Genomic DNA, 23,819 nt, shown 5'->3' with positions numbered 1-23,819 from the left:
CTTCAATTTTTTTCAACAAACCCAACCGTGCAGCGCCGCGCGAGCCCTCAGGCGCCACGCAACGCCATGCGAATCTCGCGCGCCAATGCGGCTCGCAACTCCGGGCGTACATAGCGCCCCACCCTGACCGATCGACCCTGACCCGAGACCTCGATCAGCGAACGATCGCTGGCCTGCGGTTCGATCCGCACCTGGTGCGGCAGAAATTCCGTGCGCTCGTAGTCTCCACCGTTCTCGAGCTCCACCACCAGCCGGCCGCCCTGCAGCGCAATCCGTTCTCCATCGGTTGCGTGCCGTGCGTACAGCATGAACGCGAAACCCACCGCGGCCAGTTCGAGCCAGGCAAAAGGCAGAACCAGCGGCGCACCGAGCATCCAGAAGACCGCGCCGATACCGAGCGATACCACGCACAGCGAGGCGTAGAGCCAGCCCAGCTGGCTCGGCGTCACCGAGCAGTTGCGCTTCAGGAACCAGTGGATGTTCTGGCCTGAAACGGTGGCAAAACGAAACACGGAATTCGACACGGGCGAGTTCAGCAAATCGGTGCGTCGACGGCTGCCCAACCCCTTGTCTCCACAGGATCGGACAGACCTCGTTCGCGGAACACTACCCGCGAGTTTCACGCAACGGCGGATTGTAGCGGGTAGACACAGGCGCCCAGTCGCGGATGCGCAGCCGGCCGGGCGCGCCGGTCAGGCGCCGGGCCGTCCGCGCTGCAGCATCGAACGCATCTCGCGCAGCGACACCGCGCTCTCGGCGGAAAGCGCCACGCGCGGCGCGGGCTTGAAGGCATGGCCGTAGATGACCTCGAAGGTCAGCGCGATGCGCCCGCCGCCCTCCTGCGCCGGCGCCAGCTCGGGCAGCGCATGCTTGAGCGCCCGGTGCCATGCCTTGCCGCGCAGCGCCGGGAAGCGCGCCGGATGCAGGTTGCGCCCGAGCGTGCGCAGTTCGGACAGCGCCGCCTCGGGCGTGGCCCAGGTGAGCACGATGCGCTCCATGTCCATCACCGGCTCGGCGAAGCCGGCATGCACCAGCATGTCGCCCCAGTCGTGCATGTCGGTGTATTCGTGGCCCGCGGCCGGCCAGCCCAGGCGCGCGTGCAGTGCCCGCAGCTCGCGGACCGTGTCGGGGCCCAGGCACGAGAACATCAGGAAGCCGTCGGTCGCCACCAGCCGGTGCCAGCGCGCGATGAGCGCCTCGGGGTCGGCCGCCATGTGCAGCGACATGTTGGCCCAGAGCAGGTCCACGCCGTCTTCGGGCGGTGCGTCGAAGCGCAGCTTGCTGCCCTGCCAGCGGCGCGCACTCCACCAGGGCGCGGCCAGCGCCTCGCCGGCCGCGGCGGCCAGGTTCGCCTCGGGTTCGATCACGAAGCAGGCGGCTTCGCGGTAGCGCCGGGCCACCAGCTCGTGCGCCTCGAGGCCGCCGCGCAGCGGCGCCCAGTCGGCCCAGGTGCGCGGCTGCGCCTTGATCCATTGCAGCCGGTCTTCCATGCGGCGGCCGATTTCCTCGTGCAGCCAGGGCGAGCCGTCGGCAGGCGCGAGCCGGCTCCAGCGCGCGGCCGCCGTGGGATCGATGGTCGGCGGTCTTCTTGCGGGGTCGGTGGCCATGGGGCCGTGAGTATATTGAGCCCATGTTCAGCCGTTGGGCCGACCGGCCTTTGACCTCTCTGCTCGCACGGCTGCCCAGCCAGTGCGAGGTGTGCCGCGCATGGCCTTCGCGGCGCGTCTGCGATGCCTGCGTGGCGCGCTTCGCGCCGCCGGCCGCGCGCTGCGGCAGCTGCGCCCTGCCGGTGCCGGAGGGCGTGGCCCGGTGCAGCGAATGCCTGCGCGATCCGCCGCCGCTCGACGCCTGCTTCGCAGCCTGCGCCTATGTGTGGCCCTGGCCCGATTGCATTGCTCAATTCAAGTTCCATGGCGAGGCCGGCTGGGCCGGACCGCTCGCCACGCTGATGCGCAGCGTGCCGTGGGTGGAGCCGGCGCTGGAACAGTGCGACCGGGTGCTGCCCATGCCGATGGCGCCGGCCCGGCTGCGCGAGCGCGGCTTCAACCAGGCGCTCGAACTAGCGCGCCGGCTCGCGCCCGGCAAGACCGACGCGGCGCTGCTCCTGCGCACCCGCGAGACGCCGGCGCAGAGCGGTCTTGCGCGCGCCGAGCGCCTGCGCAACCTGCGCGGCGCCTTCGCGGTGGAGCCCTTGCGCGCCCACGAGCTGCAAGGCCGGCGCGTGGTGCTGGTCGACGACGTGATGACCAGCGGCGCCTCGCTGTTCGCGGCCGCCGCGGCGCTGCGGCTGGCGGGCGCGGCGCATGTCGCGGCCATCGTGTTCGCGCGCACCGATCCGCCGCATTGAGCACCGCGACAATCGGCGAATGTTCCATATCGTCCTGGTCCAGCCCGAAATCCCGCCGAACACGGGCAACGTGATCCGCCTAGCCGCCAACACCGGCTGCACGCTCCACCTGGTCGAGCCGCTGGGTTTCTCGATGGACGACCGCCTGCTGCGCCGCGCCGGGCTCGACTATCACGAATATGCCGAAGTGAAGCGCCACGCCGGCTGGCAGGCGCTGCTCGAGGCCGAGCGGCCGGCCGCCGAGCGCATGTTCGCGCTCACCACGCGCGGCACGCGGGCCGTGCACGATGTGCGCTTCCAGCCGGGCGACTGGCTGGTGTTCGGCTCGGAAACCAGCGGCCTGCCGCCCGCGGTGCGCGAGGGCTTTGCCGAACCGCAGCGCCTTCGGCTGCCGATGCGCGAGGGGCAGCGCAGCCTGAATCTCTCGAACGCCGTGGCGGTGACCGTCTTCGAGGCCTGGCGCCAGAACGGCTTCGGCTGAGCCGAGCCTCAGCGGTAGCGGCGCACCACCGATTCGGCCACGCAGGCCGGCTTGGCCACGCCTTCGAGTTCGATCGTGGCTTCCCAGGTCATCTGGATGCCGTCGTCGGCGATCGGCTCCGCCGTGAGCAGCTTCATGCGCGCGCGCAGCCGCTTGCCCACCGGCACCGGCGACATGAAGCGCACCCGGTTCAGGCCGTAGTTCACGCCCATGCGCGATTCGACCACCTCGAGCGCCGTCTCGAAGAAGCGCGGCAGCAGCGACAGCGTCAGGAAGCCATGGGCGATCGGCCCGCCGAAGGGCCCGGCCTTGGCACGCTCGATGTCGACATGGATCCACTGGTGGTCGCCCGTGGCCTCGGCGAACTGGTTCACCTGCTCTTGCGTGATGGCGATCCAGTCGCTCACGGCAACTTCCTGGCCGACGCAGGCCGCAAGATCCTGAAGCGTCTGGAATGTCTTTTTGGTCATGCGGGGCATTCTGGCGCGAAGGCCGGCGGCCTGGCTGTCGGCCTTGCGACAGCCACGGTCCTCAGCCTTCCAGCCAGTCGCAGATCGGCTGCCACTGCGCCAGGTCGCGCTGCACCCGGCCCGGCGCGATGTCGAACAGCGTGAGCCCGCGCGCCGCGAGCTGCACGTAGTTCTGCGTGTCGCGCAGCTCGCCGAGCACCGGCACGCCGAGGCTGGCGATGAACTCGTGCAGCCGGTCGGCCGCCAGGGTGCGGGCGTTCACGCGCATGCCCACGAGGCTGATCCTCGTCTTTTCGGCGCGGCGCTGCTCCTTGAGCCGGTCGAGGAAGTCGCGCGTGGCGTAGATGTCGAAGATGCTCGGCTGCAGCGGCACGATCACCCGGTCGGCCAGCGCCAGCACCTCCTTGAAGCGCCAGCCGTGCAGTCCGGCGGGGGTGTCGAGCACGGCGTGCGTGGTGCCGCGCGGCGGCCGCACTACGGCGCTGTCGCCGGTGGCTTCCCAGGTGGCGATGGGGCGCGCCTGCGGCGGGCGCAGGCCGAGCCAGAGGCGCGAGGACTGCTGGCGGTCCACGTCGCCCAGCATCACCGCATGGCCGCGGCTCGCAAAGTAGCCCGCAATGTTCGTTGCGAGCGTCGATTTGCCCACGCCGCCCTTGGGATTGGCGACCAGAACCACCGGCATAGCATCTCCTCCAGAGCTGGAAACCCCCGCATCGTAGCGACACGGGATGCGCCCGGTCCCGGCAAGCGCCAAACCTGCGCTATGTTCGCGGCATGACGACAACAACATCGGCCGCCGGCGACACCGGCGGCATCTACGTGCTCGCGGCCCACCCGCACTGGCGCGACTCGCGCGTGAACCGGCGCATGCTGGCCGCCGCGCGCGGCGTGCCAGGGGTCGAGGTGAACGACCTCTACGGCAGCTACCCCGACTTCGCGATCGACGTCGAGGCCGAACACGCTCGGCTCGCCAGGGCCAGCCTGGTGGTGCTGCTGCACCCGATCCAGTGGTATTCGATGCCGGCGCTGCAGAAACTCTGGCTCGACGACGTGCTCAGCTACGGATGGGCCTACGGTCCTGGCGGCACGGCCCTGCAGGGCAAGGACTGCTGGCTGGTCGCCACCACGGGCAGCCCCGAGCCGAGCTACCACCCCCAGAGCTACCACCGCTATTTCTTCGACGCCTTTCTGCCGCCCTACGAGCAGACCGCGGCGCTGTGCGGCATGCGCTTCCTGCCGCCGCTGGTCTTGCACGGCGCACGCAGCGCCGCCGAGGACGAGGTGGCGGCGCACGTCGACGTGTTCGCCCAGCGGCTCGGCAGCTATCCCCAATGGCCCGAGCTCGAGGAGCTCGAAGCCTGCGTGGCCTGCCCGGTGCCCGAAACCGACCGCCCGGCCGACGCCGAAGAACAGAACGACGAAAAAGGCATGGCCTGAGCATGGAACACGCACCCGCCTGGCTGACCAACAGCCTGATCTACCTGGGCGCCGCCGTGCTGGTGGTGCCGCTGTCCAAGGCGCTGGGCCTGGGCTCGATCATCGGCTACCTCGTGGCCGGCATCGCGATCGGCCCCTGGGGGCTCGGGCTCGTCTCCAGCGTGGAAGACGTGCTGCATTTCGCCGAGTTCGGCGTGGTGCTGATGCTGTTCCTGGTGGGCCTGGAGCTCGAACCCAAGCGCCTGTGGAACCTGCGCCGGCCGATCTTCGGCTGGGGCACCGCGCAGGTGCTGAGTTGCGCGCTGGCGCTGTTCGCCGTCGGCTTTGCCGCGGGCGTGGCATGGCGCGTGGCGCTGGTGGCGGCGCTCGGCCTGGCGCTGTCTTCCACGGCGATTGCGCTGCAGGTGCTGGGCGAGCGCAACCTGCTGAAGACGCCGAGCGGCCAGGCGGGCTTCTCGATCCTGCTGTTCCAGGACGTGGCGGCCATCCCGATCCTCGCGCTGCTGCCGCTCCTGGCGGGCGCCACGGCGGCCGAACAGTCGCTCGGCGGGCTGGACCGCACGCTCGAGGGCCTGAAGATCGTCGGCGTGATCGCCGGCATCATCCTCGGCGGCCGGCTGGCCCTGCGGCCGCTGCTGCGCTGGATCGCGCGCAGCGATACGCCCGAGATCTTCACCGCCGCGGCGCTGCTGCTGGTGGTGGCCATCGCCGCGCTGATGCAGTTCGTGGGCCTGTCGATGGCGCTGGGCGCCTTCCTTGCCGGCGTGCTGCTGGCCGAGAGCGAATACCGGCGCGAGCTCGAGACCGACATCGAACCCTTCAAGGGCCTGCTGCTGGGCCTGTTCTTCATTGCCGTGGGCATGTCGATCGACTTCGGCGTGCTGATCGCGAGTCCCGGGCTGATGGCGCTGCTGGTGGTCGGCTTCATGGCCATCAAGCTGGCCGTGATCTACGCGCTGGCCAAGGCCATGGGCCTGGCCTACCAGGAGCGGCCGGTGTTCACGCTGCTGCTGGCGCAGGGCGGCGAGTTCGCGTTCGTGGTGTTCCAGGCTGCGGGGCCCGACGTGCTGCCGCCCGAGACCACCTCGCTTTTGATCGGCGCGGTGGCGCTGTCGATGCTGCTGTCGCCGCTCCTGCTGGTGCTGCTCGACAAGTTCGTGCTGCCGCGCTACAGCCGCAGCAACGGCACGCAACTGGAAGAAATCTCGGAGCAGCAGGACGCCAAGGTGCTGATCTGCGGCTTCGGGCGCTATGGCCAGATCGTGGGCCGCATGCTGATGTCGCAGGGCCTGCGCGTGACGGTGCTCGACCACGACGCCGACACCGTCGAAGGCCTGCGCCAGTTCGGCTTCCGCGTGTTCTATGGCGACGCGACGCGGCTCGACCTGCTGCGCACCGCGGGTGCCGGCACGGCCAAGGCCATCGTGGTGGCGGTGGACGACATCGAGCAGTCGCTGGAGATCGTCGACCTCGTGAAGGAGCACTTTCCGAAGGCCCGCATCATCGCGCGGGCCCGCAACGTGAACCACCTCTTCCAGCTGCGCGACCGCGGCGTGACGGATGTGGAGCGCGAGGTGTTCGAATCGTCGCTGCGCAGCGCGCGCAGCACGCTCGAGGCGCTGGGCTGGCCGGCGCACGAGGCGCGCGAATCGGCCATGCGTTTTCGCCGCCGGAACCTCAAGCTCAGCGACGAGATGTACCCGCACTACAAGGACCGCGCCAAGCTGATCGCGGCCAGCAAGGCCGGCCGCCAGCAGTTCGAGGAACAGATGGCGCGCGAACGCGAGGAACGGCAGCGCCGCTCGGGCCTTGACTGGAACCTGATCGAGGACAAGGAAGAGGCGGACGCGTAGCCCGCCCCTTGGGCCCGCCTCCGGGCGCTCAGCCCTCCAGCTTCAGCAGCCTGACCGCATTGCCCTTCAGGATGCCCGGCATCACCTCGGGCTTGAAGCCGGCGGTCTCGAAGTCCTTCAGCCAGCGGTCAGGCGTGATCAGCGGATAGTCGCTGCCGAACAGGATGCGGTCCTTCAGCAGCGTGTTGGCGTATTGCACCAGCTGCTTCGGAAAGTACTTGGGGCTCCAGCCCGACAGGTCGATCCAGACGTTCGGCTTGTGCGTGGCCACGCTCAGCGCCTCGTCCTGCCAGGGGAAGCTGGGGTGCGCCATCACGATCTGCATGTCCGGGAAGTCGATGGCCACGTCGTCCAGGTGCATCGGATTGCTGTACTCCAGCCTGAGGCCGCCGCCGCAGCGCATGCCCGAGCCGATGCCGCTGTGGCCGGTGTGGAAGATGGCCGGCAGCTGGTGCTCGGCAATCACCTCGTAGAGCGGCCAGGCCATCTTGTCGTAGGGATGGAAGGCCTGCACCGTCGGGTGGAACTTGAAGCCCTTCACGCCGTGCTCCTCGATGAGCCGGCGCGCCTCGCGCGCACCCATCTTTCCCTTGTGCGGATCGATGCTCGCGAAGGCGATCATCATGTCGCTGTTCTTCTGCGCGGCTTCGGCGATTTCCTCGTTCGGGATGCGGCGGCGGCCCATGTTCGATTCGGCGTCGACCATGAACATCACCAGGCCGATCCTGCGTTCGCGGTAGTAGGCCACGCTCTCGGCAATGGTGGGCCGGCCGCTGGAGCCGAAGTACTTGTCGGCGGCGCGGTCGTATTCCTCGCCGTAGTTGTCGAACGGGTTCCAGCAGCTCACTTCGGCGTGGGTGTGGATGTCGATGGCGATCAGGTTCTGGTGGTCCATGTCGTTGTCTCCAGTACGGGTAAGTCCCTAGGGATCGGGGGGCTCAAGTGCCTTGAATTGATTATTTATCATAACCATAATCCAACTCACACACGAATGCAATCATGACCAATCCCGACCTCCAACTCGACATCCGCGACGACGTGGCCATCGTCCGCCTGACGCGCGGCGCCAAGCGCAACGCACTTTCGGACGGCCTGATCCTCGCGCTGCGCAACACCTTCGAGACGCTGCCTTCCACGGTGCGCGCCGCGGTGCTCGACGGCGAGGGCCCGCATTTCTGCGCCGGCCTCGACCTGAGCGAGCTGAAGGAGCGCGACGCCGGCCAGGGCATGCAGCATTCGCGGCTGTGGCACGGCGCACTCGACCTGATCCAGCACGGCCCGGTGCCGGTGATCGCGGCGCTGCACGGCGCGGTGGTGGGCGGCGGCCTCGAACTGGCGAGCGCCTGCCACATCCGCGTGGCCGACCGCAGCACCTTCTACGCACTGCCCGAAGGCTCGCGCGGCATCTTCGTGGGCGGCGGCGGCTCGGTGCGCATTCCCAAGCTGATCGGCGTGGCCCGCATGACCGACATGATGATGACCGGCCGCGTCTACAACGCCGAGGACGGCGAGCGTGCCAATTTCGCGCAGTACCTGGTCGACGAGGGCGCGGCCTTCGACAAGGCCTTCGAACTCGCGAAGCGCGTGGCCACCAACGCCCCGCTGACCAACTACGCGCTGATGCATGCGCTGCCGCGCATCGCCGAGCAGTCGGCCGACCACGGCTTCTTCACCGAAGCGCTGATGTCCGGCATCGTGCAGAACGCGCCCGAAGCCAAGGCCCGCGTGCGCGACTTTCTCGAAGGCCGCGGCGCGAAAGTGAGCAAGGAATGACCACCATCCGATACCGTCCGCTGGCTTTCGGCGTCACGCGCGCCGTGCTGCGCCAAGGTGCGCCGGGCACGCAGTACCTGCGGGCCGAGACAGCGCTCGGACCCTACCGCGACCGCATGACCGACCGCCTCGCGCACTGGGCCGAACAGGCGCCCGAGCGCACCTTCATCGCCCGCCGCGAACGGCTGGCCGACGGCAGCACCGGCGACTGGCAGCGCGTGAGCTACGCCGAGGCGCTGCAGAAGGCGCGCAGCATCGGCCAGGCACTGCTCGACCGCGGGCTGGATGCGGAGCGCCCGGTCGCGATCCTCAGCGAGAACGGTATCGAACACGCCCTGATGGCCCTCGGCTGCCTTTATGCGGGCGTGCCGTACTGCCCGGTGTCGCCGCCCTACTCGGTGGTGAGCCAGGACTTCGAGAAGCTGCGCCACGTGCTGGACACCCTCACGCCGGGCCTGGTGTTCGCCGCCGACGCCGCGCGCTTCGGCCGCGCCATCGCCGCCGCCGTGCCTGCCGACACCGAAGTCGTGATAGCCGAAGGCACGCCCGAAGGCCGCGCGGTCACAGCGTTCGATGCGCTGGCCGCCACGCCCGCCACGCCCGCCATCGACGCCGCGATGCGCGCCACCGGCCCCGACACCATCACCAAGTTCCTCTTCACCTCGGGCTCCACCAAGATGCCCAAGGCGGTGATCAACACGCACCGCATGTGGTGCGCCAACCAGCAGCAGCTGCGCCAGTCGATTCCCGCCCTGGGCGAGGAGCCGCCGGTGCTGGTCGACTGGCTGCCCTGGAACCACACCTTCGGCGGCAACCACAACGTGGGCATCGTGCTTGACAACGGCGGCACGCTCTACATCGACGACGGCAAGCCCACGCCAGGCGGCATGGCCGAGACGCTGCGCAACCTGCGCGAGATCGCGCCCACCATCTATTTCAACGTGCCGACCGGCTTCGAGGCCATTGCGCACGCCATGGAAACCGATGCGGTGCTACGGCGCAACCTGCTGTCGCGCGTGAAGATGTTCTTCTACTCGGGCGCCGCGTTGTCGCAGCCCGTGTGGGACAGCCTGCACCGCACGCAGGAGTCCGAGGTCGGCGAACGCATCGTGATGGGCACGGGCCTGGGCATGACCGAGTCCGGCCCGTTCGCGCTCTACGTCACGGGGCCCGAGGTCAAGTCGGGCGACGTGGGCCTGCCCGCGGCCGGCATCGAGCTCAAGCTGATCGAGGTCGACGGCAAGACCGAGGTGCGCTACCGCGGCCCCAACATCACGCCCGGCTACTGGCGCGCCCCCGAGGCCACGGCCGAAGCCTTCGACGAAGAGGGCTTCTTCTCGACCGGCGACGCGGTGAAATGGATCGACGAGTCGAACATCCACCGCGGGCTGCGCTTCGACGGCCGCATCGCCGAAGACTTCAAGCTGGCCACCGGCACCTTCGTGAGCGTGGGCCCGCTGCGCGCCAAGATCATCGCGGCCGGCGCGCCCTATGTGCAGGACGCGGTACTGACCGGCATCAACCTGAAGGAAGTCGGCGCGCTGGTCTTCCCGACGCAGAAGGTGCGGGAGCTGGCCGGCCTGCCCGGCAGCGCCACCATGCAGCAGGTGCTCGAAAGCGCACCGGTGCAGGCGCACTTCCAGCAGGTGGCCAACGCGCTGGCGGCCATGGGCACCGGCAGCGCCAACCGCATCGCACGGCTGCACCTGATGGCCGAGCCGCCCTCCATCGACAAGGGCGAAGTGACCGACAAGGGCTCCATCAACCAGCGCGCCGTGCTCAAGCACCGCGCCGAAATCGTCGAGGCGCTGCATGCCGACACCCTGCCCTTCACCCTGAAGCCCCGCTGAACCACCACCCGAGGAGACATACACCATGAAGATCGAAGGACAAGCCGCACTCGTGACCGGCGGCGCATCGGGCCTGGGCGAAGCCACCGCGCGCGAACTGGCGCGCCTGGGCGCCAAGGTGGCCGTGCTCGACCGCAACGCCGAGCTGGCCGAGAAGGTGGCCGCAGAGATCGGCGGCGTCGCCTGCGTCTGCGACATCACCGACACCGACAGCGTCAATGCCGCGCTCGACAAGGCCGAGGCCGCCCACGGCACCGCGCGCATCCTGATGAACGTGGCGGGCATCGGCAGCGCCAAGCGCATCGTCGGCAAGGACGGCAACCCGGCGCCGCTCGAAGACTTCGTGCGCGTGGTCAACATCAACCTGATCGGCGGCTACAACATGGCGCGCCTCTTTGCGGCCCGCTGCGCCAAGCTGGAAGCACTCGACAACGGCGAGAAGGGCGTGATGCTCTTCACCGCCTCGGTCGCGGCCTTCGACGGCCAAGTGGGCCAGCAGGCCTACAGCGCCTCCAAGGGCGGCCTCGTGGGCATGACGCTGCCGATGGCACGCGACCTCGCGCAGCATGCGATCCGCGTCTGCACGGTGGCGCCGGGCCTCTTCGCCACGCCGCTCCTGATGGAACTGCCCGAGGCCGTGCAGCAATCGCTGGCCGCATCGATCCCGTTTCCGCCGCGCCTGGGCAAGCCTTCGGAATTTGCCGAGCTGGCCTGCCACATCGTGACCAATGGCCACCTCAACGGCGAAGTCATTCGCCTCGACGGCGCCCTGCGCATGGCGCCGCGCTGATTTTCAGCCCCAGCAAACAGAGCCCGGAAGACAAGGAGACAACACCATGACCAACAGACGCCAATTCGTGCAGGCACTCGGCGGCGCAGCCGCGCTCGGCGCCCTGCATCCGCTTGCCGCACTCGCCCAGGCCGTGCAGCAGGCCAAGATCTACTACGGCTTTCCGGCCGGCAGCGCGGGCGACAGCGTGGCGCGCCGGGTGGCCGAGAAACTGGGCGACACGCCCTATTCGAAGATCAACGCGGTGGTCGAGAACAAGCCCGGCGCGGGCGGGCGCATCGCGCTCGACACGCTCAAGACCTCGCCGGCCGACGGTTCGGTGCTGTGCCTCGCGCAGGCCTCGGCGCTCTCGACCTACCCGCACATCTATACCAAGCTGAGCTACGGCCTTGCCGATTTCGCGCCGGTTTCCATCGGCGCCGTGATGACGCACGGCCTGGCCGTCGGCCCGATGGTGCCGGCCAGCGTGAAGACGCTGAAGGACTACATCGCCTGGGCCAAGGCCAATCCCGGCCAGGCCAGCTACGGCTCGCCGGGCGCGGGCTCCACGCCGCACTTCCTGGGTGCGCTGCTGGGCCTGAACACCGGCACCGACCTGCGCCACGTTCCCTACCGCGGCTCGCTGCCGGCCATCAACGACGTGGTGGGCGGGCAGATCGCCTCGAGCATGACGCCCGTGGGCGACTACCTGCCCTTCGCCAAGGCCGGCAAGCTGCGCGTGCTCGCCACCTCGGGCGCCCAGCGCGCAGCCTACCTGCCCGACGTGCCCACCTTCACCGAACAGGGCTTCCCGGAAATCGTGGCCGACGAATGGTTCGGCTTCTTCGCGCCGGCGAAGACGCCCGCCCCCGTCATCGCCGCCGCGAGCACGGCGATCCAGGCCGCGCTCAAGGACAAGGCCGTGGCCGACGGCCTGCTGTCGGTCGGCCTGGTCGCGCACGGCTCCTCGCCCGAGGACATGAAGAAATCGCTCCAGTCCGAATACGAGCGCTGGGGTCCGCTGGTCAAGAAGATCGGCTTCACCGCCGAGTCCTGAGACACCGATGGATTACCGCCCCCGCCCCGAGGACAGCCGCTTCATCCTGAACGCGGTGCTCGATGCACCTTCGAGGCTGCGTGCGCTCGCGCCCTTCGCCGAGGTCGACGAAGCGCTGCAGGCACAGGTGCTCGAGGAAGCCGCGCGCTTCGTGGCCGAGGCGGTGGCACCCATCAACCGCGGCGGCGACGAAATCGGCTGCCGCTTCGCCAACGGCGAGGTCGCCACGCCACCCGGGTTCCGCGCGGCCTACCAGGCCCTCGTCGACGGCGGCTGGCCCGGCCTGTCGGCCGCAGTCGAAGACGGCGGCCAGGGGCTGCCGGCCGTGCTCGAAGCCATCCTCTACGAATGGCTGAGCGCGGCGAACCACGGCCTCACGATGGCGCCGGGGCTGCTGCACGGCGCCTACGCCTGCCTCAAGCACCACGGCAGCGACGAACTGAAGGCACGCTACCTTTCGAAAATTGCCACCGGCGAATGGCTCGCCACCATGTGCCTGACCGAGGCCCACGCGGGCAGTGACCTGGGCCAGGTGCGCACGCGCGCCGTGCCGCAGGCCGACGGCAGCCTGCGCGTGAACGGCGGCAAGATCTTCATTTCGGGCGGCGAACACGACCTCACGCCCAACATCGTGCACCTGGTGCTGTGCCGCATGCCCGATGCACCCGCCGGCCCCAAGGGCCTGTCGCTGGTGCTCGTGCCCAAGCTGCAGCCCGACGGCACGCGCAATGCGGTGCACTGCGAGCGCATCGAAGAGAAGATGGGCCTGCACGGCAGCCCCACCTGCACGATGCGCTTCGACGACGCCACCGGCTGGCTGGTCGGCGAGCCGGGCCGCGGCCTGGCCGCGATGTTCGTGATGATGAATGCGGCGCGCCTGCATGTGGCGCTGCAGGGTATCGGCCTGCTCGACGCCGCCTGGCAGAAGGCCGAGGCCTATGCGGCCGAGCGCCGCCAGATGCGTGCGCCCGGCGCCGTGCCCGCCAGCCGCGGCGCCGAAGCCGCGGACCTGATCGCCGAGCACCCCGCGATCCGCCGCATCCTCGACACCCAGCGCGCCTGGATCGACGGCGCGCGCACGCTTGCCTACCGCAGCGCACTGATGCTCGACGTGGCCGCGCACGACGCCGACCCCAAGGCGCGCGAACGCGCGCAGCACTGGTGTTCGCTGGTCACGCCCGTGCTCAAGGCCGCCTGCACGCAGCAGGCCTTCCATGGCGCGAGCGAATGCCTGCAGGTGTTCGGCGGCCACGGCTACGTGCGCGAATGGGGCATCGAGCAGATCGTGCGCGATGCGCGCGTGACCATGATCTACGAGGGCACCAACGAGATCCAGGCCATCGACCTGCTGGTGCGCAAGGTGCTGCCTGACGGCGGCGCCGCGATGTCGGCCGTGCTGCTCGAACTGCGCGACGCGCTCGACGCCTCGCGCGAGGCCGATGCCGACGTGCAGCGCCGGCTTGCGCAGCTGCGCTACCTGGGCACCACCATCGCGATGGCCGCGCATGCCAACCCCGTGCTGTCCTACGAAGTGGCCGACGACTACCTGCGCGCGGTGATGCTCGCGATGCTGGCCTGGGCCTGGGCGCGCATCGATGCGGCCGAGGCAACGCCGGCCGAGCGCGCCGCCAGGGCCGGCCCGGCGGCCGCGCTGCGGCGCTGGGTGCTGCCCGAATTCGACATGCGGCTGGCCATCGTCAAGCGCGCCTGCGAAGGTGTCGCGATGACGCACGACGCCACAAAAACTCCCGCCGCCGCGCGCTGACGGAAGCCCGGCCGGGCCGGCCACGAGTTACGCTCGGGCCATGCCCCGTCCATCCAAGAACAGTCCCGCCAAAGCAGAGCCGGCCGCAGCGCCAAGCGGCAAATCGGAGCGGCTCGACGCCCGCATGCTGGAAGCCCTGGTCGGCTACAACGCGCGCCGCGCCTGGCTCATCGTGAGCAGCGTGTTCGCCGAGCGCATGGCGCCGTACGGCCTCAAGCAGATCGACTTCTCGGTGCTGTCGCTGCTCGCGCACAACCCGGGCGCCACCTCGCGCCAACTGTGCAACACGCTCGACATCCTGCCGCCCAACCTGGTGAGCCTGGTCGCCACGCTCGACAGCCGCGGGCTCATCGAGCGCCGCCCGCATCCGCACGACGGCCGCGCGGTGGGCCTGCACCTCACCGAGGCCGGCGAAAAGCTGATCCGCGAGGCCGAGCAGACCGTGACGCAGCTCGAGGCCGACGCCAGCGCCCGGCTCACGGCACGCGAGCGCGAAACGCTGATCCGGCTGCTGCAGAAGATCTATCTGTAGCCGAGGCCGCCCAGGCTAGAGCCCCCGCTCCACCATGTCGATCAGCCGCTGCCCCAGCGCGTGGCTGGCTTGCGCATCCATGCCCTTGAGCGGTCCTTCGATGATCAGCAGCGCCAGGCCGTGCACGGCCGACCAGGCCAGGTATTCGGCGTTCGGGCGGTGCGAAGGGTCGAGCGCACCCGCTTCCACGAGCCGGTCGATCGCGGCGCCCAGCAGCTGGAACGGGTCCTTGCCGCTGGCGCCGGCCCTCGCCGGCCCCACCTCCCCTTCGGCGTCTTCCGACGACACCACGAAGGCGGTGCGGAACAGGCCCGGCTCGGCCTGGGCAAAGCGCAGATAGGCGGTACCGATGGCCCGCACCTGCGCCCGCGCGAAGTCGACGGGCGGCTGGTCGCAGGGCAGCACCGCCAGCTCCTTCTCCATGGCCCCGGCTGCCGCCGACAGCGCGGCCGCGCGCACCGCCAGCAGCAGCTCGCGCCGGCTCGCGAAATGGCGGTAGGCCGCATTGGGCACCACGCCCGCGCGCCGCGTCACTTCGCGCAGCGCCACCGCCTCGGGGCCGCCGTCGCGCGCCAGTTCGATGCCTGCGTCGAGCAGCGCGCGGCGCAGGTCGCCGTGGCGGTAGGTGCTGCGGGCCGCGGGCGGACTGGGGGCTGGCGGGACGATGCGGGGGCTCATCAAAGAAATCTCCATGTGGACAGTGTCCATTATGTCTGCTATTCTTTGTGGACGGTGTACACAAACTTAGTTATTCCGTATGCGCGCAGGTCCCTGCGCATCCTTTCATCCTCAGTCCAAAGGAAATGCCATGAAAGTCCAGTCCTATCTGTCCTTCGAAGGCCGCTGCGACGAAGCGCTCGGGTTCTACAAGAAGGCGCTCGGCGCCGAGGTCGTGCAGCTCATGCGCTACAGCGAGGCGCCCGAAATGCCGCCCTCGTCCGATGCCGACGCCAGCTGCGGCGGCGGCGCGCCGGCGGCCGACAAGGTGATGCACGCGGTGGTGCGCATCGGCGAAACCGAGCTGATGGCCTCCGACGGCCGGTGCTCGGGCCAGCCGGAGTTCAAGGGCATCATGCTGGCCCTCACCGCCTCCACCGACGCCCAGGCGCGCCAGTGGTTCGATGCGCTGGCCGACGGCGGCCAGGTGATGCAGCCGCTCACGCCGACCTTCTTCAGCTCCAGCTTCGGCATGCTCGCGGACCGCTTCGGCGTGGGCTGGCTGCTGGTGGTGGCGCCCGCCGCCTCCGCCTGAAAGCAGGGCTCGGCAAGAAAACAACCAAGGAAAACCTCATGTCTCCCATCCACGCTTATCTCTCGTTCGACGGCAATGCGGCCGAGGCCATGCGCTTCTATGAAAAGACGCTTGGTGGCACCATGCAGATGATGATGACCATGGGCGAAGCCCCGGGCGCCGGGCAGTTTCCGCCCGGCGCCGAAAAACGCATCATGCATGCGGCCCTGGCCTACGGCGACGGCATGCTGATGGCCTCCGACACCATGCCCGGCCAGCCCTATGAAGGCATGAAGGGCTTCGGCGTGGCACTGACGATCGAGACCGTCGCGGAAGCCAGGCGCGTGTTCGACGCCTTCGCCGAAGGCGGCAAGGTCACGATGCCTTTCGAGAAGACCTTCTGGGTCGAGGGATTCGGCATGGTGACCGACCGCTTCGGCACGCCCTGGCTCATCAACGGCGGCAAGCCGCTGGTCTGACCCCGCCCCTCCCATCCGCAACCCGCAGGAACCGCTCTTCATGACCGACACACTCGACAACAACCGAAAGCGCTGGCTCGCACTGATGGTGCTGTGCCTCGGCGTGCTGATGATCGTGCTCGACACCACGATCGTGAACGTGGCACTGCCCTCGATCCGCACCGACCTCGGCTTCACCGAGACCTCGCTGGTCTGGGTGGTGAACGCCTACATGCTGACCTTCGGCGGCTTCCTGCTGCTGGGCGGACGGCTGGGCGACCTGTATGGCCACCGCAGGCTCTTCCTGATCGGCCTCGTGCTGTTCACGCTGGCCTCGCTGGCCTGCGGCCTCGCCAATTCGCAGGTGCTGCTGGTCGCGGCGCGCGCGGTGCAGGGGCTGGGCGGCGCGGTGGTTTCGGCCGTTTCGCTCTCGCTCATCATGAATCTGTTCACCGAGCCGGCCGACCGTGCCAAGGCGATGGGCGTCTACGGCTTCGTCTGCGCGGGCGGCGGCAGCATCGGCGTGCTGCTGGGGGGGCTGCTCACGAGTTCGCTGAGCTGGCACTGGATCTTCCTGGTGAACCTGCCGATCGGCGTGGCCGTGTATGCACTGTGCATGGCGCTCTTGCCCAGCGCGCGCGGCCACGCGCATGGCGAGAAGCTCGACGTGGCCGGCGCCGTCACTGTCACGCTGTCGCTCATGCTCGCGGTCTACGGTGTGGTCAACGGCAACGAAGCCGGCTGGGGCTCCGCGCAAACGCTGGGCCTGCTCGGCGCTGCCGTGGTGCTGCTCGCGATCTTCATCGCCATCGAGGCGCGCGTGCAGCACCCGCTGATGCCGCTCGGTCTCTTCCGCCTGCGCAGTGTGTCGGTCGCCAACGTGGTGGGCGTGCTGTGGGCGGCGGCGATGTTCGCGTGGTTCTTCATCTCCGCGCTCTACATGCAGTTGGTACTGAACTACACGCCGATGCAGATCGGCCTCGCCTTCCTGCCAGCCAACATCATCATGGCGGTGTTCTCGCTCGGCCTCTCGGCCAGGCTGGTGATGCGCTTCGGCATCCGCAAGCCGCTCGCGGCCGGACTCTGGCTCGCGGCCATCGGCCTTGCACTCTTCGCGCGCGCCCCCGTCAACGGCAGTTTCGTCATCGACGTGCTGCCCGGGATGATGCTGCTCGGCCTGGGTGCCGGCATGGCGTTCAACCCGGTGCTGCTCGCGGCCATGAGCGAGGTCGACCCGGCCGATTCGGGCCTCGCCTCGGGCGTGGTCAACACCGCCTTCATGATGGGCGGCGCACTCGGGCTCGCCGTGTTGGCCAGTGCCGCCGCGGCGCGCACCAGTTCGATGGAAGCGGCCGGGGCGCAGATGCCCCTTGCGCTCACCGGCGGCTACAACCTCGCGTTTCTTGTCGGCGCCGTGTTCGCGGCGCTGGCAGGTTTGCTTGGGGCGCTGCTGCTTCGCACCGCATCTCCGGGGTCCACTCGGAACGACAAGAACAACAAGGGAGCCGCGGCATCCGCAAGCACGGCAAACCGTGCAGCGGCGTCTTGAGGGCCCGCCCATCCGGCGACCCGCTTTTCTTTTCTATTTTCCGTTTCTTTCAAGGAGACTTTCAATGGCTCGCTATGTCGACGGCTTTCTCGTCCCCGTTCCCTCGAACAACGTCGAGGCCTACCGCAAGCTGGCCCGCAAGGCCGGCAAGATCTGGATGGAATACGGCGCGCTCGAATATGTGGAATGCATTGCAGACGACGTGAAGCCGGGAAAATTCACCTCGTTTCCGCAGAGCGTGAAGCAGAAGGCCGACGAAACCGTGGCCTTCTCGTGGATCGTCTACAAGTCGCGCAAGCACCGCGACGCGGTCAACGCCAAGGTCATGGCCGACCCGCGCATTGCCGCGATGGACCCCAAGACCCTGCCTTTCGACGGAAAGCGGATGATCTTCGGCGGCTTCAAGTCGATCGTCGAGTTCTGAGCGAAAGCTCCGGCCTCAGGCGAAGAATCCGTCGTAGACGAGCTTGAGGCCTGTGAGCAGCATGCCCAGGTACACGAAGCGATAGAACCAGGTCGCATCGATGCGCCGGGCAATGCGGATGCCCACCCACACGCCGAGCGGCGCCAGCGGCATCAGCGCTGCCGATGTGGCCAGCGTGCGCAGGTCGATCAGGCCGAGCCATGCGTAGGGAATCCACTTGCTCAGGTTCACCACGAAGAAGAAATACGCCATGGTGGCGGTGAACACCACCGGCTTGAGCCGCAGCGGAATCACGTAGGCATTGATCGGCGGCCCGCCGGCATGCGCGATGAAGCTGGTGAACCCCGAGACCGCGGTGAGCGCCGCGCCCACCGCGCGCGAGGGCAGCGGATCGTCCGGCCTGGGCGGAAACGCGAGCCGCTGCGCAAGGAACAGCAGCGTGAACACGCCGACGATGCCGGCCACGGTGTGGGCCGAGAGCGTGCGGAACAGCAGCGTGCCGATCACCGTGCCGAGCAGTCCGAAAGGAATCAGGAACTTGAGCAGCGCGCGGTCGAAGTCGTTGCGGAAGGCGGCCAGGCCGAGCAGGTCCATCAAGAGCAGCAGCGGCATCAGGATGGCCGCGGCCTGCGGCACGGTGACCGCCAGGGCCATCAGCGGCACCGCCAGTGAACCGAAGCCGGCGCCGAAGCCGCTCTTGCTGATGCCCAGCAGCAGCACGGCGGGAACGGCCACCGCATAGAAATGCGGATCGGTGATGAGGGGAAAGACCATGGGAAAGGAAGCGGCGCAGAAAAAAGCCCGCCGTGTCGGCGCTGGCGGGCCACCCGAGCGTAGCAGGATGGCGCGGGCCCTGCAGGCGCTTCGGCACGGCACTTTGCGGCCGTGGACCGTCTTCGGAAACTGTGCGTAAACGCACATACCGCCAGGCAGCGGCTGCGCACACTGGAACCGCAACCGCCGCACTCCGCGGCCGCCCTCTCATTTTTCAAGGATCCGCCATGAACACCCAGACCGTAGCCGCCAACGCCGCGCGTGCGCCGATCGCACCTTCGCAGGCTTCCTCCGCCTTCTCCCCCGCCACGCCGGACGACGCCGGCAAGCTGCTGCTGCGCCTGGCGATCGGCGTGCTCGTGCTGCTGCACGGCATCTTCAAGATCTCGGCCGGCGTGGGCTTCGTGAGCGCGATGCTGGCGAAGGCCGGCCTGCCGGGCGGGCTGGCCTACCTGGTGTACGTGGGCGAGATCGTGGCGCCGCTCCTCATGATCGCCGGCTTCTGGACCCGCGCCGCGGCCGGCGTGGTCGTCATCAACATGCTCGCGGCCTTCGGCCTGGTGCACATGGCCGACCTGTTCGCTCTGACCAAGCAGGGCGGCTGGGCGCTCGAGCTGCAGGGCCTGTACCTGTTCGGCGCGCTCACCGTGGTGCTGCTGGGCGCGGGCCGATTCAGCCTTGGCGGGCTGCGCGGCCGCTGGAACTGATCCGGCTCAGCCGGCGTCGCCCCGCACCTGCGAGACCATCGCCTCGAGCCGGGCGACGTCGGCCACCCGCAGGGCCTTGCCGTCCTTCTGCAGCACGCCGCTGCGTGCCAGCACGTTGAGTTCGCGGGTCACCTGCTCGCGGTTGGTGCTGATCTGGCCCGCCAGGGCTGCGTGCCTGGGCGCCGGCTCCAGCCGCGCCTGGTTGTGCGCCACGCCCGCAGCCCGCGCGAGGCGCAGCAGCTCGGCATGCAGCCGGTTCTGGACCCCCAGCGTGCTCAGGTCGATCACGCGCTCCGACAGCTGCCGCACCAGCGAGGCCAGCCGCTGCATCACCCGCTCGGCCACCAGCGGCTCCTCGCGCAGCAGGGCCAGGAAGGCGGCGCGGTCGAGGCTCGCAAGCACGCTCGGCAGCAGCGTGACCACGTCGGCCGAACGCGGCCCGCCGTCGATGGCGGCAATGTCGCCGAAGTGCTCGCCGGCTTCCGAATCCCTGAAGGTCACCTGCCGCCCGTTGGCCGCGTAGGTGGTCACGCGGACCCGGCCCGAGACCAGCAGGAACACCTCGCCCTGCTGCTCGGCACGCAGCAGCAAGGGCTTGCCGGCCTCGACGCTGTGCCACAGGCATTGCTGCGCGAGCAGGTCGAGCCGCTGGTCTGAAAGGCCTTCGAACAGCGCGATGCGGCGCAGCGCGAGGCTGGAACGGGGAGTGATTGGAGTGGAGGCCATGCCGGTGGAGAGGGGCGCGCGCATTATGCTCGGGTGCCCTTTCGAAGCCATTCATGGACAGACGCTCCCCACCCATCGCCCGGCTGCCGAAACCGCCGACCCGGCGCAACCTCCGATGGACGAGCGGACTGGTGCTGATGGCCTATGTCACGGCGCACCTGCTGAACCATTCGCTGGGCATTGCCTCCTTCGCTGCGGCCGAGGCGGTGCTGCGCAACGTGCAGCTCTTCTGGCACAGCCTGCCGGGCACGCTGCTGCTGTATGGCGCGGCCGCCGTGCACCTGGCGCTGGCCGTGGCCGCGCTGTGGGAGCGCCGCACGCTGCGCATGCCGCCGCTCGAGGGCCTGCGCGTGCTGCTGGGTTTTGCGCTGCCGCTGCTGCTGGCCACCCACCTGACCGCCATGCGCGGCGCCTTCCTGGCCTATGGCATCGAGGGCTCCTATGTCCGCGTGGTCTCGGGCCTGTGGAGCCTGCCGGGCGCCGGCGCGCAGTTCACGATGCTGCTCGCGGCCTGGACCCATGGCTGCCTCGGCATCCACTTCGCGCTGCGGGCGCGGCCGGCCTACCGCCGCCTTTCCTATCTGCTGCTGGCCATTGCCGTGGTGCTGCCGCTCGCGGCGATGATGGGTTTCGTCTCGATGGGGCGGGAATTCCAGTGGACCGGCGTGCCGCCCGCGGTGCTGCCGACCCCGGCCCAGGGCCGGGCGCTCGGCATGGCGGAGGGCCGCATCAAGCTCTTCTACGCGCTCGGCCTGGCCGCCCTGCTGGCAGCCTATGCGGCGCGCAACTGGTTCGCGCGCCGCGCGCGCGGCGCGTCGATTGCGCTGCGCTACCCCGGCCGCACGGTGCACGTGCCGCACGGTTGGAGCGTGCTGGAAGCGAGTCGGTCGCACGGCATCGCCCATCTCTCGGTGTGCGGCGGCCGGGCGCGCTGCTCGACCTGCCGCGTGCGCGTGCTCGGCCCCGCACAGCACTGGGACCCGCCCGACCGCGACGAGCAGCGAACGCTCGACCGCGTGCGTGCACCGGAAGGCGTGCGGCTGGCCTGCCAACTGCGCCCGCGAGGCGACATCGAGGTCATCCCGCTGTTCGCGCCCGCAAGCCGCGGAAGACAGCCGGCGCCGGCCAGCAGCTTCGGCCGCGAGCGCGACGTGGCCATCCTGTTCGTGGACCTGCGACGCTGGTCGGGGTTGGCGGAAGGGCAATGGCCCTTCGACCTAGCCTATGTGCTCGACCGCTACTTTGCCACCGTGGGCGCCGCGGTGCGCGAATGCGGCGGCGTGCCGAACCAGTTCATCGGCGACAGCGTGATGGCGATCTTCGGCCTCGGCACCGACCTGCCCACCGCCTGCCGGCAGGCGCTGCGCGCGACCGAACTGATCGGCCAGCGCATGGATGCGTGGAGCGAAGGCTTCGAAGCCCAGTTCGGCCAGCGCCTGGACTTCGGCATGGGCCTGCACGCCGGACGCGCGGCCGTGGGCGAAGTGGGCTACCTCGACACCACCACCTTCACCGCGATCGGCGAAGTGGTCAACACCGCGAGCCGGCTGCAGGACCACGCCAAGACGGCCGCGTCGCGCCTGGTGGTCTCGGTGTATGCCGCGCAGCAGGCCGGCTTCGCGCATGCCGGAGGACAGGTCGAGATGCTGGCCGTGCGCGGCCGCTCCGAGCCGATCGCGGTGATCTGCTCCGACTAGCAGCAGCAGCCGACCGACGCGGCCTGCTTCAGGCCGGCGCCACTGCCACCGTGGCCGCATCGGGCGCTTGCGTGATGGCGTAGCGCACCGGCAGGAAGCGCTCGATCACCGCGCAGTTGGTGCGCGTGTGCCCGGTCACTTCGCTGCAGGTGAAGCTGCCGCCGCGGCCGCTTCGCCATGCCGCCAGGCCCAGCAGCAGCGCCAGCTGATCCGCAAGATGCGGCCCCACGGCCGCCTGGCTTTTCTGGAACCCGCGCAGCTCCTTCACCAGCCCGTGCGCCACCTGCTCGGCGCTCAGCGACTTTTCGCCGAAAGCCGTGAAGACCTCGGTGACGTGTTCGTACGCCAGCGTGGCAAGCAGCGCGTTGCCGGGCCCTTCGTTCTGGCGCGCGGTGCCGGTGCGCAGCTGCTCGCCGGACCATCCCATGGCCTTGCCCAGCGTCTCCAGCTCGCGCGCGGCGACGTGGCGCGCAAGCCCCGGCGCCAGGCACTCCGCATGGGCCGACAGGAGCGCGCCGCGGCTCATCAGATCGAAAGACCGCAGTCCATCAACGTCCGGCACGATGGCCGCTTCGACCTCGCCGCCGCCGGCAGGGTAGAAACCGCAGCGGCGCAGCACCAGCTGCAGGTCCGCGCCCAGGCGGCGCACCAGCGGTGCGAAGGCGCGCTCCAGAAAGTGGAAAGGCGGCGCCATCGGGTTGTGCGTGCCGCCGCTCAGATGCAGACGGCTCGGCGCACCGGCCAGCAGCAGCGGCGGCAGCACCGTCTGCAGAACCAGCATGCAGCTGCCCGCGCTGGCAATCGCGAAGCGGTAGTCGCCCGCGCGCACCGGCCCGGGCACGAAGCGCAGCGACTGCGAGCCGAGCTCGGCCCCTTCGACCTGCGCGCCGCTGATCTGCGCCGCGGCATTCACGCAGGCCAGGTGCTGGCGCATCAGGCCCGGCTTGGCGCGGCCTGCGCGGATCTTCTCGATGGCCACGGGCTGGCCCGTGGCGACCGACAGGGCCAGGCTGGTGCGCAGGATCTGCCCGCCGCCCTCGCCCTGCGAACCGTCGAGTTCGATCATGCGCGGCCTCCTTCGATGCGCAGCACCGTCTCGTACAGGAATGCATCGAGTCCCGCGTTCTCGGCCTGCGGCAGCGGCGTGATCGGCTCGGCCGCATGGGCCGCGAGTTCGGCCTCGATGAATGCATGGATGCCGGGCCAGCGCGGGCTGGTCGCAGCCTCGCCGGCGCGCATCTTCACTGCGAGCAGCGCGTTGATTTCATCGATCAGCGCGGCGTCGTGCACGGCGTCGAGCGTGCGCTGCGCCAGCTCGGCGAAGCGCATCGGCGGCACGCCGGCCTGCGTGCGGATCCAGCGCGCGGCCAAGAGCGGACGCAGCACGTAAAGATATTTCTTGTAGCGCACTTCGTCGGCCTGCAGGTGCTCGCGGAAGTTCTTCTTCGCCATCGAGGTGTAGTGATGCCAGCCGCGCGCGTTGGAGAACACCGCCTCCGAGAGCGCGCGGAAACGCGGCATCGCGGCCGCATCGTCGCGGTACACCACGGGCGAGCGCAGCCATTCGAGCAGCGTGGGGTTCGACTCGCGCATCAGGCCCAGCGCCTTGCGCAGGTCCCAGCCGTTCACGTCGAGCTCGCCGCTGATCGGCAGCTCGATCACGTCGCGCCGCGGCGTCACCGTGAGGTACCAAGGCAGTCGGTTCACGTAAATGAAGCGCACGTCGTAGTCGCTGTCGGGCGAGGCAAAGCCCCAGCCGCGGCTGCCGGATTCGCAGGCGAACAGCACCGTGACGTCATGGCGCGTTTCGATATCGCGCAGGGCCTGCATGATCTGCGCGCGCATGGCGGGGTCGATGGGATGGGCAGAGCGCAGGAGCTCGCCGGATTTTTCTTCTTGTGCAGTCATGGAATCAGCGT

General features: G+C 69.4%; 26 protein-coding genes. 16 read left to right on the top strand and 10 right to left on the bottom strand.

Going from position 1 to position 23,819, the window contains the following annotated elements:
• Positions 1-47: 47 nt before the first annotated feature.
• Both IB278_RS01290 and IB278_RS01285 read right to left on the bottom strand, forming a co-directional pair.
• Positions 48-524, bottom strand: a complete 477-nt coding sequence (locus IB278_RS01290) for a DUF2244 domain-containing protein (RefSeq protein ID WP_015867163.1) — start codon at positions 522-524, stop codon at positions 48-50.
• 168 nt (positions 525-692) lie between these two features.
• A complete protein-coding gene (locus IB278_RS01285) occupies positions 693-1,607 on the bottom strand; it encodes a class I SAM-dependent methyltransferase (protein ID WP_145740270.1) in 915 nt (304 codons plus the stop codon).
• A 23-nt stretch (positions 1,608-1,630) separates the two neighbouring features.
• Between IB278_RS01285 and IB278_RS01280 the strand changes: the two genes are divergently transcribed.
• Both IB278_RS01280 and trmL read left to right on the top strand, forming a co-directional pair.
• Positions 1,631-2,347 (top strand): ComF family protein, encoded by a 717-nt coding sequence (locus IB278_RS01280; RefSeq protein ID WP_145740268.1) that lies wholly within the window; start codon positions 1,631-1,633, stop codon positions 2,345-2,347.
• Positions 2,348-2,366: 19 nt separating this feature from the next.
• Complete coding sequence (gene trmL, locus IB278_RS01275) at positions 2,367-2,828, top strand: tRNA (uridine(34)/cytosine(34)/5-carboxymethylaminomethyluridine(34)-2'-O)-methyltransferase TrmL (protein WP_015867166.1); 462 nt, start codon at positions 2,367-2,369, stop codon at positions 2,826-2,828.
• A gap of 8 nt (positions 2,829-2,836) precedes the next feature.
• Here the strand turns inward: trmL and IB278_RS01270 are convergent, their stop codons facing one another.
• Together IB278_RS01270 and IB278_RS01265 are read right to left on the bottom strand one after the other, a co-directional pair.
• Entirely contained in the window at positions 2,837-3,307 is a 471-nt protein-coding gene (locus IB278_RS01270) for a MaoC family dehydratase (RefSeq protein ID WP_145740266.1), read from the bottom strand.
• A gap of 52 nt (positions 3,308-3,359) precedes the next feature.
• Complete coding sequence (locus IB278_RS01265; RefSeq protein WP_145740264.1) at positions 3,360-3,980, bottom strand: ParA family protein; 621 nt, start codon at positions 3,978-3,980, stop codon at positions 3,360-3,362.
• 92 nt (positions 3,981-4,072) lie between these two features.
• Here IB278_RS01265 and IB278_RS01260 point away from each other — a divergent pair, with 92 nt between their 5' ends.
• Positions 4,073-4,735 carry an NAD(P)H-dependent oxidoreductase gene (locus IB278_RS01260; protein WP_145740262.1) on the top strand — a complete coding sequence of 221 codons (663 nt, stop codon included), beginning with the start codon at positions 4,073-4,075 and terminating at the stop codon, positions 4,733-4,735.
• Between the two features lie 2 nt (positions 4,736-4,737).
• On the top strand, positions 4,738-6,588 hold the full coding sequence (gene kefC, locus IB278_RS01255; protein WP_145740261.1) for a glutathione-regulated potassium-efflux system protein KefC: 1,851 nt from the start codon (positions 4,738-4,740) through the stop codon (positions 6,586-6,588).
• A gap of 28 nt (positions 6,589-6,616) precedes the next feature.
• Here the strand turns inward: kefC and IB278_RS01250 are convergent, their stop codons facing one another.
• The gene (locus IB278_RS01250) at positions 6,617-7,483 is read right to left on the bottom strand and encodes an amidohydrolase family protein (RefSeq protein ID WP_145740259.1); all 867 of its coding nucleotides are present in this window, start codon (positions 7,481-7,483) and stop codon (positions 6,617-6,619) included.
• Positions 7,484-7,587: 104 nt separating this feature from the next.
• Between IB278_RS01250 and IB278_RS01245 the strand changes: the two genes are divergently transcribed.
• From IB278_RS01245 to IB278_RS01220, 6 genes are read left to right on the top strand one after another with little or no spacing between them, the layout of a single operon-like run.
• Complete coding sequence (locus IB278_RS01245) at positions 7,588-8,361, top strand: crotonase/enoyl-CoA hydratase family protein (RefSeq protein WP_145740257.1); 774 nt, start codon at positions 7,588-7,590, stop codon at positions 8,359-8,361.
• Complete coding sequence (locus tag IB278_RS01240; RefSeq protein ID WP_145740254.1) at positions 8,358-10,211, top strand: feruloyl-CoA synthase; 1,854 nt, start codon at positions 8,358-8,360, stop codon at positions 10,209-10,211. Before IB278_RS01245 ends, IB278_RS01240 begins: the two co-directional genes overlap by 4 nt.
• A 25-nt stretch (positions 10,212-10,236) precedes the next feature.
• The gene (locus IB278_RS01235) at positions 10,237-11,001 is read left to right on the top strand and encodes an SDR family NAD(P)-dependent oxidoreductase (RefSeq protein ID WP_145740252.1); all 765 of its coding nucleotides are present in this window, start codon (positions 10,237-10,239) and stop codon (positions 10,999-11,001) included.
• A 46-nt stretch (positions 11,002-11,047) separates the two neighbouring features.
• Complete coding sequence (locus IB278_RS01230) at positions 11,048-12,037, top strand: Bug family tripartite tricarboxylate transporter substrate binding protein (RefSeq protein ID WP_192322442.1); 990 nt, start codon at positions 11,048-11,050, stop codon at positions 12,035-12,037.
• Between the two features lie 7 nt (positions 12,038-12,044).
• Positions 12,045-13,802 (top strand): acyl-CoA dehydrogenase family protein, encoded by a 1,758-nt coding sequence (locus tag IB278_RS01225; RefSeq protein WP_192322441.1) that lies wholly within the window; start codon positions 12,045-12,047, stop codon positions 13,800-13,802.
• 40 nt (positions 13,803-13,842) lie between these two features.
• Entirely contained in the window at positions 13,843-14,334 is a 492-nt protein-coding gene (locus IB278_RS01220; RefSeq protein WP_145740247.1) for a MarR family winged helix-turn-helix transcriptional regulator, read from the top strand.
• Positions 14,335-14,349: 15 nt separating this feature from the next.
• Here the strand turns inward: IB278_RS01220 and IB278_RS01215 are convergent, their stop codons facing one another.
• Positions 14,350-15,012, bottom strand: a complete 663-nt coding sequence (locus tag IB278_RS01215) for a TetR/AcrR family transcriptional regulator (protein WP_192322440.1) — start codon at positions 15,010-15,012, stop codon at positions 14,350-14,352.
• Between the two features lie 130 nt (positions 15,013-15,142).
• Between IB278_RS01215 and IB278_RS01210 the strand changes: the two genes are divergently transcribed.
• From IB278_RS01210 to IB278_RS01195, 4 genes are all read left to right on the top strand, one after another.
• Positions 15,143-15,586: a VOC family protein gene (locus IB278_RS01210; RefSeq protein WP_145740242.1), complete on the top strand. Its 444-nt coding sequence runs from the start codon at positions 15,143-15,145 to the stop codon at positions 15,584-15,586.
• A gap of 38 nt (positions 15,587-15,624) precedes the next feature.
• Positions 15,625-16,044, top strand: a complete 420-nt coding sequence (locus tag IB278_RS01205; protein ID WP_145740241.1) for a VOC family protein — start codon at positions 15,625-15,627, stop codon at positions 16,042-16,044.
• Between the two features lie 40 nt (positions 16,045-16,084).
• Positions 16,085-17,572: a DHA2 family efflux MFS transporter permease subunit gene (locus IB278_RS01200; RefSeq protein WP_145740239.1), complete on the top strand. Its 1,488-nt coding sequence runs from the start codon at positions 16,085-16,087 to the stop codon at positions 17,570-17,572.
• Between the two features lie 64 nt (positions 17,573-17,636).
• Positions 17,637-17,996, top strand: coding sequence for a DUF1428 domain-containing protein (locus tag IB278_RS01195; RefSeq protein ID WP_145740238.1), 360 nt, complete (start codon positions 17,637-17,639; stop codon positions 17,994-17,996).
• A gap of 15 nt (positions 17,997-18,011) precedes the next feature.
• Here IB278_RS01195 and IB278_RS01190 read toward each other — a convergent pair whose 3' ends face one another.
• The gene (locus tag IB278_RS01190) at positions 18,012-18,770 is read right to left on the bottom strand and encodes a sulfite exporter TauE/SafE family protein (protein WP_145740236.1); all 759 of its coding nucleotides are present in this window, start codon (positions 18,768-18,770) and stop codon (positions 18,012-18,014) included.
• 227 nt (positions 18,771-18,997) lie between these two features.
• Between IB278_RS01190 and IB278_RS01185 the strand changes: the two genes are divergently transcribed.
• Complete coding sequence (locus tag IB278_RS01185; protein ID WP_192322439.1) at positions 18,998-19,477, top strand: DoxX family protein; 480 nt, start codon at positions 18,998-19,000, stop codon at positions 19,475-19,477.
• Between the two features lie 6 nt (positions 19,478-19,483).
• Here IB278_RS01185 and IB278_RS01180 read toward each other — a convergent pair whose 3' ends face one another.
• Positions 19,484-20,227 (bottom strand): Crp/Fnr family transcriptional regulator, encoded by a 744-nt coding sequence (locus IB278_RS01180; RefSeq protein ID WP_192322438.1) that lies wholly within the window; start codon positions 20,225-20,227, stop codon positions 19,484-19,486.
• A gap of 29 nt (positions 20,228-20,256) precedes the next feature.
• Here IB278_RS01180 and IB278_RS01175 point away from each other — a divergent pair, with 29 nt between their 5' ends.
• Entirely contained in the window at positions 20,257-21,900 is a 1,644-nt protein-coding gene (locus IB278_RS01175; protein ID WP_192322437.1) for an adenylate/guanylate cyclase domain-containing protein, read from the top strand.
• A gap of 28 nt (positions 21,901-21,928) precedes the next feature.
• Here the strand turns inward: IB278_RS01175 and rtcA are convergent, their stop codons facing one another.
• Positions 21,929-22,966: an RNA 3'-terminal phosphate cyclase gene (gene rtcA / locus IB278_RS01170; protein ID WP_192322436.1), complete on the bottom strand. Its 1,038-nt coding sequence runs from the start codon at positions 22,964-22,966 to the stop codon at positions 21,929-21,931.
• Positions 22,963-23,808, bottom strand: coding sequence for a nucleotidyltransferase domain-containing protein (locus IB278_RS01165; RefSeq protein ID WP_192322435.1), 846 nt, complete (start codon positions 23,806-23,808; stop codon positions 22,963-22,965). Before IB278_RS01165 ends, rtcA begins: the two co-directional genes overlap by 4 nt.
• Between the last annotated feature and the right edge of the window lie 11 nt (positions 23,809-23,819).

The sequence above is a fragment of the Variovorax sp. VRV01 genome, from assembly GCF_014852545.1.
Taxonomy (GTDB): Bacteria; Pseudomonadota; Gammaproteobacteria; order Burkholderiales; family Burkholderiaceae_C; genus Variovorax; species Variovorax beijingensis_A.
This window is presented reverse-complemented; position numbering and strand designations above follow the sequence as displayed.

Coding starts and splice junctions, on each gene's coding strand:
- IB278_RS01285 (WP_145740270.1), bottom strand. CDS start 1,607: ATGGCCACCGACCCCGCAAGAAGACCGCCGACCATCGATCCCACGGCG.
- IB278_RS01280 (WP_145740268.1), top strand. CDS start 1,631: ATGTTCAGCCGTTGGGCCGACCGGCCTTTGACCTCTCTGCTCGCACGG.
- trmL (WP_015867166.1), top strand. CDS start 2,367: ATGTTCCATATCGTCCTGGTCCAGCCCGAAATCCCGCCGAACACGGGC.
- IB278_RS01270 (WP_145740266.1), bottom strand. CDS start 3,307: ATGCCCCGCATGACCAAAAAGACATTCCAGACGCTTCAGGATCTTGCG.
- IB278_RS01265 (WP_145740264.1), bottom strand. CDS start 3,980: ATGCCGGTGGTTCTGGTCGCCAATCCCAAGGGCGGCGTGGGCAAATCG.
- IB278_RS01260 (WP_145740262.1), top strand. CDS start 4,073: ATGACGACAACAACATCGGCCGCCGGCGACACCGGCGGCATCTACGTG.
- kefC (WP_145740261.1), top strand. CDS start 4,738: ATGGAACACGCACCCGCCTGGCTGACCAACAGCCTGATCTACCTGGGC.
- IB278_RS01250 (WP_145740259.1), bottom strand. CDS start 7,483: ATGGACCACCAGAACCTGATCGCCATCGACATCCACACCCACGCCGAA.
- IB278_RS01245 (WP_145740257.1), top strand. CDS start 7,588: ATGACCAATCCCGACCTCCAACTCGACATCCGCGACGACGTGGCCATC.
- IB278_RS01240 (WP_145740254.1), top strand. CDS start 8,358: ATGACCACCATCCGATACCGTCCGCTGGCTTTCGGCGTCACGCGCGCC.
- IB278_RS01235 (WP_145740252.1), top strand. CDS start 10,237: ATGAAGATCGAAGGACAAGCCGCACTCGTGACCGGCGGCGCATCGGGC.
- IB278_RS01230 (WP_192322442.1), top strand. CDS start 11,048: ATGACCAACAGACGCCAATTCGTGCAGGCACTCGGCGGCGCAGCCGCG.
- IB278_RS01225 (WP_192322441.1), top strand. CDS start 12,045: ATGGATTACCGCCCCCGCCCCGAGGACAGCCGCTTCATCCTGAACGCG.
- IB278_RS01220 (WP_145740247.1), top strand. CDS start 13,843: ATGCCCCGTCCATCCAAGAACAGTCCCGCCAAAGCAGAGCCGGCCGCA.
- IB278_RS01215 (WP_192322440.1), bottom strand. CDS start 15,012: ATGAGCCCCCGCATCGTCCCGCCAGCCCCCAGTCCGCCCGCGGCCCGC.
- IB278_RS01210 (WP_145740242.1), top strand. CDS start 15,143: ATGAAAGTCCAGTCCTATCTGTCCTTCGAAGGCCGCTGCGACGAAGCG.
- IB278_RS01205 (WP_145740241.1), top strand. CDS start 15,625: ATGTCTCCCATCCACGCTTATCTCTCGTTCGACGGCAATGCGGCCGAG.
- IB278_RS01200 (WP_145740239.1), top strand. CDS start 16,085: ATGACCGACACACTCGACAACAACCGAAAGCGCTGGCTCGCACTGATG.
- IB278_RS01195 (WP_145740238.1), top strand. CDS start 17,637: ATGGCTCGCTATGTCGACGGCTTTCTCGTCCCCGTTCCCTCGAACAAC.
- IB278_RS01190 (WP_145740236.1), bottom strand. CDS start 18,770: ATGGTCTTTCCCCTCATCACCGATCCGCATTTCTATGCGGTGGCCGTT.
- IB278_RS01185 (WP_192322439.1), top strand. CDS start 18,998: ATGAACACCCAGACCGTAGCCGCCAACGCCGCGCGTGCGCCGATCGCA.
- IB278_RS01180 (WP_192322438.1), bottom strand. CDS start 20,227: ATGCGCGCGCCCCTCTCCACCGGCATGGCCTCCACTCCAATCACTCCC.
- IB278_RS01175 (WP_192322437.1), top strand. CDS start 20,257: ATGGACAGACGCTCCCCACCCATCGCCCGGCTGCCGAAACCGCCGACC.
- rtcA (WP_192322436.1), bottom strand. CDS start 22,966: ATGATCGAACTCGACGGTTCGCAGGGCGAGGGCGGCGGGCAGATCCTG.
- IB278_RS01165 (WP_192322435.1), bottom strand. CDS start 23,808: ATGACTGCACAAGAAGAAAAATCCGGCGAGCTCCTGCGCTCTGCCCAT.